The sequence below is a fragment of the Sinorhizobium sp. 8-89 genome (assembly GCF_030124325.1).
Classification (GTDB): domain Bacteria; phylum Pseudomonadota; class Alphaproteobacteria; order Rhizobiales; family Rhizobiaceae; genus Sinorhizobium.
Genome location: NZ_JASKLR010000002.1, coordinates 138,123 through 151,934, shown reverse-complemented (window position 1 = coordinate 151,934; position 13,812 = coordinate 138,123). Strand labels below are relative to the sequence as shown.

General features: G+C 60.0%; 12 protein-coding genes. 3 read left to right on the top strand and 9 right to left on the bottom strand.

The genetic code is table 11. The annotated features are described in order from the left end of the window. The first annotated feature begins 181 nt into the window (after positions 1-181). Positions 182-706 (top strand): single-stranded DNA-binding protein, encoded by a 525-nt coding sequence (locus QN219_RS05235; RefSeq protein ID WP_283998528.1) that lies wholly within the window; start codon positions 182-184, stop codon positions 704-706. A 294-nt stretch (positions 707-1,000) separates the two neighbouring features. On the opposite strand, the gene QN219_RS05230 is transcribed toward QN219_RS05235, so the two are convergent. Then, positions 1,001-1,630, bottom strand: coding sequence for a MarC family protein (locus tag QN219_RS05230; protein WP_283998527.1), 630 nt, complete (start codon positions 1,628-1,630; stop codon positions 1,001-1,003). A 331-nt stretch (positions 1,631-1,961) separates the two neighbouring features. Here QN219_RS05230 and gyrA point away from each other — a divergent pair, with 331 nt between their 5' ends. After that, the gene (gene gyrA, locus QN219_RS05225; protein ID WP_283998526.1) at positions 1,962-4,739 is read left to right on the top strand and encodes a DNA gyrase subunit A; all 2,778 of its coding nucleotides are present in this window, start codon (positions 1,962-1,964) and stop codon (positions 4,737-4,739) included. A gap of 73 nt (positions 4,740-4,812) precedes the next feature. Here gyrA and QN219_RS05220 read toward each other — a convergent pair whose 3' ends face one another. Then, entirely contained in the window at positions 4,813-5,706 is an 894-nt protein-coding gene (locus tag QN219_RS05220; protein WP_283998525.1) for a LysR family transcriptional regulator, read from the bottom strand. 91 nt (positions 5,707-5,797) lie between these two features. Between QN219_RS05220 and QN219_RS05215 the strand changes: the two genes are divergently transcribed. Beyond that, positions 5,798-6,769, top strand: a complete 972-nt coding sequence (locus tag QN219_RS05215) for an NAD(P)H-binding protein (RefSeq protein WP_283998524.1) — start codon at positions 5,798-5,800, stop codon at positions 6,767-6,769. A 43-nt stretch (positions 6,770-6,812) separates the two neighbouring features. On the opposite strand, the gene QN219_RS05210 is transcribed toward QN219_RS05215, so the two are convergent. The 7 genes from QN219_RS05210 to trxB all read right to left on the bottom strand — a co-directional run bounded on the left by QN219_RS05210 (position 6,813) and on the right by trxB (position 13,432). Beyond that, positions 6,813-7,799: a transglycosylase SLT domain-containing protein gene (locus QN219_RS05210; protein ID WP_405052085.1), complete on the bottom strand. Its 987-nt coding sequence runs from the start codon at positions 7,797-7,799 to the stop codon at positions 6,813-6,815. Between the two features lie 72 nt (positions 7,800-7,871). Further along, entirely contained in the window at positions 7,872-8,381 is a 510-nt protein-coding gene (locus tag QN219_RS05205) for an N-acetyltransferase family protein (RefSeq protein ID WP_283998521.1), read from the bottom strand. A 43-nt stretch (positions 8,382-8,424) separates the two neighbouring features. Next, on the bottom strand, positions 8,425-9,219 hold the full coding sequence (locus QN219_RS05200) for an aminoglycoside phosphotransferase family protein (RefSeq protein ID WP_283998520.1): 795 nt from the start codon (positions 9,217-9,219) through the stop codon (positions 8,425-8,427). Between the two features lie 72 nt (positions 9,220-9,291). Beyond that, on the bottom strand, positions 9,292-10,413 hold the full coding sequence (locus tag QN219_RS05195; RefSeq protein WP_283998519.1) for an alkene reductase: 1,122 nt from the start codon (positions 10,411-10,413) through the stop codon (positions 9,292-9,294). Positions 10,414-10,459: 46 nt separating this feature from the next. Further along, positions 10,460-10,750 (bottom strand): helix-turn-helix transcriptional regulator, encoded by a 291-nt coding sequence (locus QN219_RS05190; protein ID WP_173512995.1) that lies wholly within the window; start codon positions 10,748-10,750, stop codon positions 10,460-10,462. A gap of 691 nt (positions 10,751-11,441) precedes the next feature. Next, positions 11,442-12,338, bottom strand: a complete 897-nt coding sequence (locus QN219_RS05185) for a LysR family transcriptional regulator VtlR (RefSeq protein WP_173512994.1) — start codon at positions 12,336-12,338, stop codon at positions 11,442-11,444. Positions 12,339-12,457: 119 nt separating this feature from the next. Further along, positions 12,458-13,432 carry a thioredoxin-disulfide reductase gene (trxB, locus tag QN219_RS05180; protein ID WP_283998517.1) on the bottom strand — a complete coding sequence of 325 codons (975 nt, stop codon included), beginning with the start codon at positions 13,430-13,432 and terminating at the stop codon, positions 12,458-12,460. Positions 13,433-13,812: the final 380 nt, after the last annotated feature.

The following is a 13,812-nucleotide window of genomic DNA, read 5'->3' as shown; positions in this document are numbered from 1 at the left end:
GTTGACAGGATAATAGGGAAATAATAGAACAAAAAAAGAACAAATGTCAGCTATAATCTCGGCAAATCAGTTGTGGATTATGTACGATGCGGGGCGTATCGGTGGCTACAGGCCGTTAAGATGCGCTTCTTGAAATTGGAGAGCCGGGCGGCGGTTCGGCGGAAAGCACGGGAAAAGCGATATGGCTGGTAGCGTCAACAAGGTGATCTTGATCGGAAATGTCGGGGCCGACCCGGAAATCCGGCGCACGCAGGATGGCCGTCCGATCGCCAACCTGCGCATAGCCACCTCGGAGACCTGGCGCGACCGCAACAGCGGAGAGCGTCGCGAGAAGACGGAATGGCACAATGTCGTCGTTTTCAACGAAGGCCTCTGCAAGGTTGTCGAGCAATATGTGAAGAAGGGCGCCAAGCTTTACATCGAGGGCCAGTTGCAGACCCGCAAGTGGCAGGACCAGAACGGCAACGACCGCTACACGACCGAGGTCGTGCTGCAAGGCTTCAACTCGACGTTGACGATGCTGGACGGCCGCGGCGAGGGCGGCGGCTCCGGTGTCAGCCGTGGCGGCGGCGACTTCGGCGGCGGCTACGAGGACTACGATCAGTCGCGCCAGTCTTCCGGTGGGCGCTCTGGCGGCCAAGGTGGCCAGGGCGGCCAGAGCGGCGGCAACTTCTCGCGCGACCTCGACGACGACATTCCGTTCTGATGTGTCGCCGCTCGCGAGAACGGCTCCGCGAAAACGACGAGAATTGGAAAGGCCGGTCGCAAGGGGACCGGCTTTTCGCGCTTCGGCTGTCCCACGATCGGACCTTTAGCGCCGCGCGTCTTATCAGACGCGCAAAGAACGCTGTAATCCTTTGAATTGCTGCGTGTCCTATCCTTAAATCGACTGCGACTTAAGGAAATATGCAGTAAAGGCGCCCCGATGCGACGGACGAGCGCCGTTGGCGGTGACGCGATCCATTGCGCTGTTGATCTCCGGTTCTTCCGGCGAGATGGGCTACGCCAGGAAGGCCGAGCGCACGCCGTCGAGGACGAACTGCACTGCCAGTGCCGCCAGTATGACACCAAGGAGGCGCGTGAGGATCGCCCGTCCCGTGACCCCGAGAAAACGGTCAATGCGTTCGGAGATCACGAGTGCCAGAAACAAGAGCACCATCGACGCTGCGATGACAACGAGAAGCTGGACACGATCGGTAACCGAGGGAAACGAACTGCCAAGCAGGATGGTGGCCGAAATCGCACCCGGACCGGCGATCAGGGGCAGGGCGAGGGGGAATACCGCGATGTCGTGAATGTGGTCCTTGGTCACCGCGACTTCGCCGGTTTTCTCCTTCCGTTCCTGGCGCCTTTCGAAGATCATTTCGAACGAGATCCAGAAAAGCAGCAGACCGCCCGCGATGCGGAACGCGCCGATCGATATCCCGAGCAAGCCGAGAATGCCGTCACCGAAGAGGGCGAATGCGGCGAGGATGAAAAATGCGATCATCGACCCGCGGGTGGCGACCTGGAAACGTTCCTGGCGGCTCAGACCCACAGTAAGACTTAGAAAGATCGGCGCGAGACCGGGCGGATCGAGCGTAACAAGCAGTGTCGTCAGTGCGTTGATCAAGAGATCGACATCGAACATCCGTTTCCCCTTCCGGATTGCTACGCCGGGTTTTCCCGGTGGCTTGCGCGCATTGTTAGGCAAGCGCGGCGAGCTTGGAAAGGGGCGGCTAGCCAACGGCCGATCAATGGCTTAAACCGACTTGGGACATGCCTCGCGGCCCTGATCGTCAGAGATGCGCGGCGCGCATGCTCGGCGCCTCGCAAATCTCGTTCCGATTTCCGGACGAATGCCCTAGAAAAGCCTGTTCCTGCGGCAAAAGACTGTTCACAACCAACTGCAAAAATTGGCGCTTAGAGCCGCATTCGGCTATAAAAAACCGACTGATTCTGAACAAAGATCGTGATCAACATTGACTGAACAAAGCACTCCCGGCGGCGGAAAAACTCCGCCAGGCATCGAGCCGATTTCCATCATCGAGGAAATGCAGCGGTCCTATCTCGATTACGCGATGAGCGTGATCGTTTCCCGCGCGCTTCCCGACGTGCGCGACGGCCTGAAACCCGTTCACCGGCGCATCCTCTACGGGATGAGCGAGCTCGGCATCGACTGGAACAAGAAATACGTCAAGTGCGCCCGCGTCACTGGTGACGTGATGGGTAAATACCACCCGCACGGCAACATGGCGATTTACGATGCGCTGGCACGTATGGCGCAGGACTGGTCGCTGCGATTGCCGTTGATCGACGGTCAGGGCAACTTCGGTTCGGTCGACGGCGACCCGCCTGCGGCCGAACGCTATACCGAATGCCGGCTGCAGAAGGCGGCCCATTCGCTGCTCGACGATCTCGACAAGGAAACGGTCGATTTCCGTGACAACTACGATGGCACGCTGCATGAGCCGGTCGTCGTACCGGCGAAATTCCCGAACCTGCTGGTGAACGGTGCAGGCGGTATTGCCGTCGGCATGGCGACAAACATCCCGCCACACAATCTCGGCGAAGTCATCAACGGCTGCATCGCGCTGATCGACAATCCGGCGATCGAACTGCCGGAGCTGATGGAGATCATTCCGGGGCCGGATTTTCCGACCGGCGCATTGATTCTCGGCCGTTCCGGCATCCGCCAGGCCTATGAGACAGGCCGCGGCTCCGTGATCATGCGCGGACGTGCCCATGTCGAGCCGATGCGCGGCGATCGCGAGCAGATCATCATCACCGAGATCCCCTATCAGGTGAACAAGGCGACGATGATCGAGAAGATGGCCGAGCTGGTGCGCGACAAGCGCATCGAAGGCATCTCGGACCTTCGCGACGAATCCGACCGCCAGGGCTATCGCGTCGTCATCGAGCTGAAGCGCGACGCCAACGCCGAGGTCATCCTCAACCAGCTCTACCGCTACACGCCGCTGCAGACCTCGTTCGGCTGCAACATGGTGGCGCTCAACGGCGGCAAGCCGGAGCAGATGACGCTGCTCGACATGCTGCGCGCCTTCGTCTCCTTCCGCGAAGAAGTCGTTAGCCGGAGAACAAAATTCCTGCTTCGCAAGGCGCGCGAGCGCGCGCATGTGTTGGTCGGTCTCGCCATCGCCGTCGCCAATATCGACGAAATCATCAAGCTGATCCGCCAGGCGCCCGATCCGCAGACGGCGCGCGAGCAGTTGATGGAGCGCCGCTGGCCGGCGCATGACGTAGATGCGCTCATTCGTCTGATCGACGATCCGCGTCACCGCATCAACGATGACGGCACCTACCATCTCTCGGAAGAGCAGGCCCGCGCCATCCTCGACCTGCGCCTGCAACGCCTGACAGCGCTCGGTCGTGACGAAATCGGCGACGAACTCAACAAGATCGGCGAGGAAATCAAGGACTACCTCGATATCCTCTCCTCGCGCCTGCGGATCATGTCGATCGTTAAGCAGGAAATGGAAGCTGTCCGCGACGAATTCGGAACGCCACGGCGGACCGAGATCGCCGAAGGCGGCCCCGATATGGACGACGAAGACCTGATCGCCCAGGAAGATATGGTCGTGACGGTTTCTCATCTCGGCTATATCAAGCGCGTGCCGCTGACCACCTACAGGGCGCAGCGCCGCGGCGGTAAGGGCCGATCCGGCATGGCGACGCGGGACGAGGATTTCGTTACCCGGCTATTCGTTGCCAACACTCATACGCCGGTACTGTTCTTCTCGTCGCGCGGCATCGTCTACAAGGAAAAGGTCTGGCGACTTCCGATCGGTACGCCTCAATCGCGCGGCAAGGCCCTGATCAACATGCTGCCGCTCGAACCCGGTGAACGCATCACCACGATCATGCCGCTGCCCGAAGACGAAACGACCTGGGAAAACCTGGACGTGATGTTCTCGACCACCCGCGGCACGGTCCGCCGCAACAAGCTCTCGGATTTCGTCCAGGTCAACCGCAACGGTAAGATCGCGATGAAGCTCGACGAAGAGGGCGACGAAATCCTCTCTGTCGACACCTGTACCGAGCTGGACGACGTGCTGCTGACGACGGCGCTCGGCCAATGCATTCGCTTCCCGGTCTCGGACGTGCGTGTCTTTGCGGGCCGCAATTCGATCGGCGTGCGCGGCATCTCGCTTGGCGATAGTGACCGGATCATCTCTATGGCGATCGTTGGCCATGTCGATGCGGAGCCGTGGGAGCGTGCGGCCTATCTGAAGCGAGCAGCCGCCGAGCGGCGCACGAACGGCGAAGAAGAGGAAATCGCTCTGGTCGGCGAAGAAGTCACCGACGGCGGCGAGCTTTCCAACGAGCGCTACGAGGAACTGAAGGCACGCGAGCAATTCGTGCTGACGGTCTCCGAAAAAGGCTTCGGCAAGCGTTCGTCCTCCTACGACTTCCGCACGTCAGGCCGCGGCGGCAAAGGCATCCGCGCCACCGACACCTCGAAGACGGCCGAGATCGGCGAGCTGGTCGCCGCCTTCCCGGTCGAATTCAACGACCAGATCATGCTCGTCTCCGATGGTGGTCAGCTCATTCGCGTGCCCGTCAGCGGCATCCGTCTGGCCAGCCGTGCGACGAAGGGCGTTACGATCTTCTCGACCGCCAAGGACGAGAAGGTCGTGTCTGTCGAGCGGATCAGCGAGCCGGACGGCGAGGACGAGATTGTGGAAGCTGCGCTTGGCGAAGGTATCGCGCCGGAGTCACCTGAAGTTTCTGAAGACTGATCGTACTTACATGCTAGAACTGAAAAGCCCGCCCTTGCCGGCGGGCTTTTTGTTGGCCGCGCACACCCTGGCGCTATTGCCGGACATAGCCCTTGAGCCCCTTGGCCAAAGCATCAAAGGTGACACGGCAGCGCGGGCTCGCGCGCAGGTTTTCGTGCATCACGAGCCAGGTTTCGAGTTTCATCTCAAAGGTGTCGGAAAGCACATGGACAAACTGAGGATCGCGGGCGGCAAGCGCGTTCTGGCAGATGCCGATGCCGAAGCCGGCTCGTATGGCCGCGAGCTGCGCGACATTGCTGTCGGTCTTCAGCGCAAAACGCACCGCCGGCAGATCCGGCGTGCGCGCCATGATGCTCCGGATCGCAGCAGTTTCCCGATCGAAACCTATCAGGGTGTGGCGGGAGAGGTCATCGATGGTTTCAGGAACGCCGCGACGGTCGAGATAGGACCGATGCGCATGGAAGCCGAGCGGCACTGCGCCGATATGAAGGGCAACCAAGGCATCCTGCGCCGGTCTGACCATGCGCACGGCGATGTCAGCCTCCTGGTGCAAAAGATCCTCGACCGCGTCCGATGCGGAAAGCTCGATGGTGAGGTCCGGATATTCCCGGTTAAGTTCTGCAAGGATCGGCGGCAAGACCTCTATGCCGATCACCTCGCTGGCGCTGATGCGGACGGTTCCGCCAACCGCACCATGCTGGCCGGAGGCGGCGCGAAGCAAAGCGGAGGAGGTGGCCGCCAGGGCTTCGGCATAGGGCTTCAGTTCCAGGGCTGCGTCGGTCGGCAACAGGCCCTGCGGCGAGCGAGTAAACAGCGGAAAACCGAGGACTTCTTCCAGCGCGTCGACATGACGACCGACCGTCGGCTGGGTCAGCCCAAGTTCGCGCGCCGCCGCCGACAACGATCCTTCGCTCAGGACCATCAGAAAGGTGCGGTAAAAATCCCAGCTCGGTTCAGCCTTGTTCATAAATTTAAGTATAGCTGCCATAGTTATTTAGACAATTCCGTTTGGCACGAACACCGGCGATCCTCAATCCATCGAAGCGATGGAGAGAGAAATGACGGAAACGCAGGGCAATTCAGGAACAGTTCTGGTGCTGGGCGCAACTGGGGGAATAGGGGGAGCGGTGGCCCGCGGCCTTCACCTCCGCGGGTGGACGATCCGGGCATTGAACCGGGATGCGGCGAAGGCATCCAGAAACATGTCGGCCTTCGAATGGATGCAGGGCGACGCGATGAACGCCACGGATGTGCGAGCCGCGGCGGAGGGAGCGAGCGTAATCGTACACGCGGTCAATCCGCCCGGTTATCGGAACTGGGGCAAACTCGTGCTGCCGATGCTCGATAACACGATCGCTGCGGCCAAGGCGGTCGGTGCGCGCATCGTCTTGCCCGGTACGATCTATAATTTTGGACCCGATGTCTTCCGGGTGCTCAACGAAGATGCGCCGCAGAACCCACGAACGGAAAAAGGCGCCATCCGCAAGGAAATGGAAGCAAGATTATTGGCAGCGTCGGAAGCCGGTGTCGGTGTTATCATTCTGCGGGCAGGGGACTTCTTTGGCCCGAGCGCCGCGAACAACTGGTTCTCCCAAGGGTTGGTGAAGCCGGGGAAGCCGCTTGTTGCGATCAGCTATCCGGGGAAGAAGGGAACGGCCCACCAATGGGCCTATTTGCCGGATGTCGCAGAGACGATGATCCGGTTGATCGAACGCGCGGAGAGCCTTCCACCATTTGCTGTCTACCACATGCGCGGTTTCTTCGACGACGACGGCACCAAGATGATTACGGCCATCCGGCGCGCTGTCGGGAAGCCTGATCTCGAGGTCAAAAGGTTTCCCTGGTGGCTCGTGACCCTTGCGTCGCCCTTCGTGCCATTTTTCAAGGAGCTCAAGGAAATGCGCTATCTTTGGCGCGAGCCGCTCGATATGCGGAATGATCGGCTGATCGCCACGCTCGGTGAGGAGCCGCAAACGCCGATCGATGACGCGGTTATGGCAACTCTCGTCTCGCTCGGCTGCCTTCCGTAATCCCGCGGAACGCAGTTGACGACCGTGCCGGGACGCCTGGGCCTCAGTTCTTGAAAACGATACAGGCGCCGCCGCTCTTGCGTATGGCGGCGCAAAGCTCGTTTGCCTCGGCGCGCGTCTGCCTACCAATGCGGGCCGCGTATCGTCTTCTCGCTCCGAAGGCGCCGTTGCGCTCCCTTACGAGGACTGCCTTTTCGGTGTTGATTGGCGCCGGCAGTCTTTTCACCGCATGCAAGAACAGCCGTTGCGCAACGGATTTCTGGTAATGCGCCGACAGTTGGACACCCCACGGCGCCCAGACGGCCTCATCGGCTATGACCAGCTCGCGCAGCCGCCGGGTATTGGCCAGCGCGACGCAGCCATCCAGGAAGCTCTTGCCCTTGTCGAGTTCGAGATTGAGCGACTTCGGTGGATTATCCCGCCAGTCTTCGACGGGATAGGCTGTAATCGCCAAGACATAGTCGCGCGTCTCGTATGGTAGCCGGTCGTTTTCGAGGAAGCGCTCAAGGCCCGCCTCGCCAGCATTGTAGGCCGCTGCCGCAAAACCGAGATTGCCATAGCGCGACTTGAGCTCGCTTAAATACTCGGCCGATTTGCCAAGAGCCGCCACAGCATCGAAACTGTTCGACAAGCCGCGCAGCTTTGCCGTTGCGGGCATGAACTGGGCAATTCCCTCCGCGCCCTTCGGACTGATAGCGTCTGGCTGGAAAAGACTTTCGCGCCAGATCAGCCGGGCAAAGAAGGGAGCCGGCAGATCGTTCACCAAGGCATAGTGCTCAATGATGCCGCAGACATCTCGGGCAAAATTATCGGGGCTGATGCAGAGGCGGACGGAGGGGTTTGCCGCGGACACACCCGAATAGAGGCACTTTCGCGGCGCGACCGGCGCATCGGTGCGGGCCTCTGCAACACCGGAGACCGCACCGGCAAGCCAGCCGGAGACCCACAACGCGGCTCCTGCAGCGCGCGCCAGACGTCCCATTCGGTTGCCCCAGATGTGGCATCTGCCCGCTCTGCTCTGTTCGCCCATGCGGCTCCTCAGCGACAACGAGTGAGCATACATAGCATCTTCGTAGGCGGCGAAAAACAGGCGAAGGCAATCTCAGTTCGGCGAGCCTGTGCGCAGAACCAGTTGCATAAAGGTCAAATCAAGCCAGCGACCGAATTTCGTCCCGACTTCCTTCATGTGGCCGGTTTGTTTGAAGCCCAGTTGCTCGTGCAAACGGATCGAGGGGAGGTTGCTCGATTCAATTCCGGCGACCATCACATGCTTGCCGAGTGCCTCGGCGCGCTCGATGAGCGCGACCATCAACGCCCGGCCGATACCGCCGCCGCGCCGGTCGCTGCGCACATAGACCGAATGCTCGACCGTGTGGCGATAGCCGTCGAAAGCACGCCATTCGCCGAAGGAGGCATAGCCGATGACTTCGCCGGTTTCGGACTGTGCAACGAGAACAGGAAAACCTGCCGTCTTCCGCGCTTTGAGCCAGGCTGCGCGATTGGCGACATCGACGACCGTTTCGTTCCAGATCGCCGTCGTGTTCGCCACCGCGTCATTGTAGATGTCGCGAATGGCCTCGATGTCGGCGTCGACCGCATCCCTGATTTGCATATTGCTCTCCCGTGACCGTTCTCCATCGAGAACGCCGTGAGCTTTAGCGGTTCAGTGCAGCCGCGGCAATCTCAGCCACTGCAAGCGGGTTTTCAGCACTTTCGCCGTCCTGCAGGAACCAGGCTGCCGACAGGCCGGCATAGGCAAGGCACCAGCAAAGAATCCGCCGTGGCTCGAGCTGCGCCTCCTGCGCTACGATCGCGAGTTGTTTCTCGAGTCGCCCAGGCGCTGTGACGATCGGCAATTCAGGATTACAAAAGAGGTTTGCATAGTCGAAGCCCCGCTCGCCATGGAGACGCTTCGGATCGATCGCGAGCCAGCCCCGTTCACCAAAGTCAAGGATGTTTCCATGGTGGATGTCGCCGTGCAGCACGGTCGGCGGATGAGGATCGGCGAAAAGCACCCTTGCCGCACCAGCACAAATCTCGAACAGACCGGCTTGGGCATGCGCCGTTGGTTCGAGCGCTTCGAACCATCTTTCGAGCGGTACGAGCTCCGGGAGTGGCATCGAGCGCGTAGTATGCAGCGAGGCGATCGTGCGGCAGATGATCCGCGTCGCGGCATCGTCACTGCCCGTCATCGCCATGTGAAAGAGCGAGCGCCGGCTTTCCGCACGCTCCATGAGGATGGCTTCACCGCTCTCGGCATAGACGCGAGCCGCGCCATGACCATCCCACCAGCGCATCAGCAAACCGCCGAATTTTTCCTCCGCTTCCTGCGCAACCTTGAGCATTGCCGGCAGGCCGCGCCAGCGCACCGGCAGCAGGCGGCTCGAACGGGTGGTGATCGCCTCGCCATCGGGCACCAGCGACCATCTCTCAATCCAGGAAGCAAACATCAGGGCAGGATAGTAGATTCGTGATGGGAAAGGGCCCCGCATTGCGCGAGGCCCTTCGTTTTGGCCAAGGCCTCAAGCAACCTGCTCGAGCAGCGGATAATCGGTGTATCCCTTGGCGCCGCCACCGTAGAACGTTGCCTGGTCGGGAGCGTTGAGCGGTGCGTTGTCCTTCAGCCTGTGGACAAGGTCGGGGTTGGCGATGAAGGGCTTGCCGAAAGCAACGAGATCGGCCTCCCCAGTTTCGACCGTTCTGACGGCGAGGTCTCGGTCGTATCCGTTATTCGTCATCCAGGCAGCCTTGCCGCCGGCCGCGGTGTAGGCAGCGCGGAGGCCGATATAGTCGAACGGGTGATCGCCCTGCTGGTGATCACGCGCGCCGCCCGTCGCGCCCTCGATGACGTGAATATAGGCAAGCGGATAGCGGGCAAGTTTCTCCACGACATAAGTGAAGAGCGCCTGTGGCTCCGGGTCAAAGGCATCATTGGCCGGAGTGACCGGCGAAATACGGATGCCGACCCGGCCTGCACCGATCTCCTTCGTGATCACGTCGACAACCTCGAAGATGAAGCGCGCGCGATTCTCGATCGAACCGCCATAGGCGTCGGTGCGCTGGTTGGAGCCGGAACGCAAAAATTGGTCGATCAGGTACCCGTTCGCGGCATGGATCTCGATGCCATCGAACCCGGCATTGATCGCGGCGCGCGCCGCCCTGCGGTAATCTTCGACAATGCCAGCAATTTCTTCCAGTTCCAGCGCGCGGGGTTCGGACGTTTCTGCGAACCCGCCGGTTCCATCCTCGTTGACGAGATAGGTCTTCGACTTTGCCCGGATCGCCGAGGGGCCGACGGGCTGGCCGCCGTTTGGCTGGAGAGACGTGTGCGAGATACGGCCTACATGCCACATCTGGACGACGATCTTGCCGCCGGCGCTGTGAACGGCATCCGTCACCTTGCGCCATCCTTCGAGTGCCTCGGGCTTATAGAGACCCGGAACGTCGGCATAGCCTTGCCCCTGATGCGTGATCGCCGTCCCCTCAGTGATCAGCAAGCCGGCGGAAGCGCGCTGCTCGTAATAGGTGACGTTCAGCGTGTTGGGGACCGCTTTCGGTGAGCGGTTGCGGGTGAGCGGAGCCATCACGACGCGATTCTGGAGCGTGATTTCGCCGATCGTGATCGGGTCAAAAAGTGAAGCCATGAAATGTCCTTTCCGTTGCAGCTGAGACTTGGGAGGAAGAAAGGTGTCAGAGGTTACCGATGGCCTTCAGGAATTCGGCGATCGTTTCCTCGTTGCGCTTGTAGAAAACCCACTGGCCGACGCGCCGGGTTGTCACCAGACCGGCGCGCTGCAGGACGGCGAGGTGCGACGACACGGTCGACTGCGATAGACCGCAACGTTCGAACTGTCCGGCGCAGACACCCATATCGAGTGGATGCTCCTGGCCGGAGAAATGTGCCTCCGGCTCCTTCAACCATGTAAGAATGTCCATCCGAGCCGGATGCGCCAACGCCTTCAGGATTTCATCTTTATCCATTGCAAAATCGCCGTATCTAGTTACATCGATATATGTATCGATAAATGCCGATATACAAATCACATGCCTGTGATCTCAGACAAAGCGGAACGCAGACGCCAAGCAGCCCATCCTGATCCAGCGCCAACACGCCGGAATCGACCCGAAATCATGCTCTTTCATCGGCAAAAAAAAGGGCCACAAGAAAACTTGGGCCCTTACAGTTGTGAAGGTCTCAAACCTCCAGAGGGGAACAGCTGCTGCGGCGGCTGGGAGGAGAATGCCGCCATATGCATCAGCCAAAAAACATGTGGGGAGTGCAAAGGCGGCTTTCAATAGCTGGCCTTGCCATTTTCTCGAGTGAAGGCTTTGGGGGAGCGGCAGGCAAAAAAAGAGGGCCACAAGAAAACTTGGGCCCTTGTAGTTGTGAAGGTAATAAGAACCTCCAGAGGGGAACAGCTGCTGCGGTGGCACTGGGAGGAGAAGCCACCAAAGATGCATCAGCTGGGTTTGGTATGCTGTTTTTTTGGGCGCGCAGCAATCATTTAATATGCATGACAGCCATGTCGTGTGCGCATCCCTGCACATTTATGCGGCGCACAAAGCGCCCCCTCTAAAGGGAACTTCCTTTGCGTTAGAAAATATCCTTATAAAACAGCATCTTTTAATTACAGTGAGCAATTGCCCAGAATTCAAGCAACTGAAGCAGGCGTCAAAAATTCCAGTTACGCGCCTTGGCAACGATATAGTCACGGAAGACTTTCAGTTTCGCCGCGTTCTTCATTTCGTCCGGGTAGCAGAAATAGGTATCGAAAGATGGAATGTCTGCGCTGATCGGGAGCTGAATGAGCCCGGGATCGCGGCCGACGATGTAGTCGGGAAGCATGGCGATGCCGATGCCTAGCAGGCAGGCTCGCTTGATCGAGGTCTGGCTGTTGATCTGCAGATGCGAGATTCGCGGATTGTCGTGGTCCCGTCCGGCGATCTCCAGCCAGTTCACATCAAGCAGGTAATTGGGCGCCGGCTCGCCGAAAGTGATGATCCGGTGATTGTCCAGATCCTCGACGGACTGGGGCTCGCCGTGTTTGTTGATGTAGGAGGGCGCGGCATAGATATGCATGTGCACCGTGAAGAGCTTGCGCTGGATCAGGTCCGACTGCTGCGGCTGACGCAGCCGGATAGCGCAGTCCGCGTGCCGCATGTTCACGTCGAGCTCTTCATTGTCCAGGATGAGTTGGACCTGCACGTCCGGGTGCAGGGACATGAATTCCTGTATCTTGTCCGTCAACCAGCCCTGGCCAAGCCCTACCGTGGTGGTGATGCGCAACTTCCCGGTTGGTTTGTCGGTCGTTTCGGTGAGTTGCACCTTGACGCTTTCGAGCTTCATCAGCACTTCATGCGCGGTGCGGTAGAGGATCTCGCCCTGTTCGGTGAGGATCAGGCCACGGGCGTGGCGATGAAACAGCTTGATGCCGACGTCCTGTTCGAGCGAACTGACCTGCCGGCTGATGGCCGATTGCGAGAGATGGAGTTTGTCTGCCGCATGCGTGAACGAGCCGGCCTCGGCCGCCGCATGAAATATGCGCAGTTTATCCCAGTCTAGCGACATGAAAGCCCCCATATACCACCACCCCGGGGAACTGAATAATCGTCCTCCGGTTGTGGCCTGATGCATCTGTTCCCACGCGGGACGCGGCGCCTTACAGCGCGCGCCCCGATTCGCAGCTTCTATTCGGCTGCAATTGCGACGGGCATATGACCCGCCAAATATTTCTCCGCCTCGAGCGCCGCCATGCAGCCCATGCCCGCGGCCGTGACTGCCTGGCGGTAAACGTCGTCCGTGACATCGCCGGCAGCGAAGACACCCGCGACATCGGTCGCGGTCGAATCCGGCGCCGTCCAGAGATAGCCGTTCGGCTTCTGGCGAAGCTTGCCCTTGAACAGCTCCACCGCCGGTGCGTGACCAATCGCGACGAATACGCCATCGGTCACCATGTCCGTGGTTTCGCCGGTCTTGGTATTGCGAAGCTTCACGCCGTTGACCGAAGCGGGCATCGGCGGCTTTGCCGGCGTGCCGAGATATTCGACGACCTCGTGATCCCAGATGACCTTCACGTTCGGCTTGGCGAAAAGGCGCTCCTGAAGAATCTTCTCTGCCCGGAATGTGTCGCGACGGTGAACGACGGTGACCGTCTTCGCCAGATTTGAGAGATAGAGCGCTTCCTCCACGGCGGAATTGCCGCCGCCGACGACGACGACGTCCTTGTTGCGATAGAAGAAGCCGTCGCAGGTGGCGCATGCCGAAACCCCGAAGCCCATGAAGGTCGGCTCGGTCTCGATGCCGAGCCACTTGGCCTTGGCGCCGGTGGCGATGATCAACGCGTCCGTCGTCCAGTCGTTGCCGCTGTCGGTCTTGATGCGGAAGGGGCGGACGGAAAGATCGACATCCGTCACAAGATCATTGACGATTTCCGCACCGACATGCGTGGCCTGCTTCAGCATCTGTTCCATCATCCAGGGGCCCTGGACCGGATCGGCGTAGCCAGGATAGTTCTCCACATCGGTGGTGATCATCAATTGGCCGCCCTGTTCCATTCCCGCGATCAGCACCGGCGAAAGCATGGCGCGCGCCGTGTAGATGGCCGCAGTGTAGCCAGCAGGGCCGGAGCCGATGATCAGCACTTTGGTATGGCGGGCGGTCATGAACGTGTCCTTGATAGGTCGGAGAGCCTGGGCAGCATCATCCGGTTCCGTTGGTTACTGGCAAATATCGCCTTACTTTAGGTATTCACCGCTTGTACTTTCAAGGGTGTGGCCGCCTATACACACAAGTGCTTGGGCTATGGGCAGCGTTTTGGCACCAGATCGGGCATTTTTGCATCGTTTTCAATGTCTCGCTCGACCCCGGCGCGCGATTCCGCCGCAATGGCGACCCGCTTTGTTTCATAGTGCTTTCGTGCCGGAAGACCGATCCGGTGCATCAGTTGCGGGGATGCGTGCCGAAGCCGTGGTGCTTTGCGTTGGTTTTCACAAATGTCTACCCGAAGGTTCCTGTGCATGCGGCAGCGAGTACTCTCGTTCTG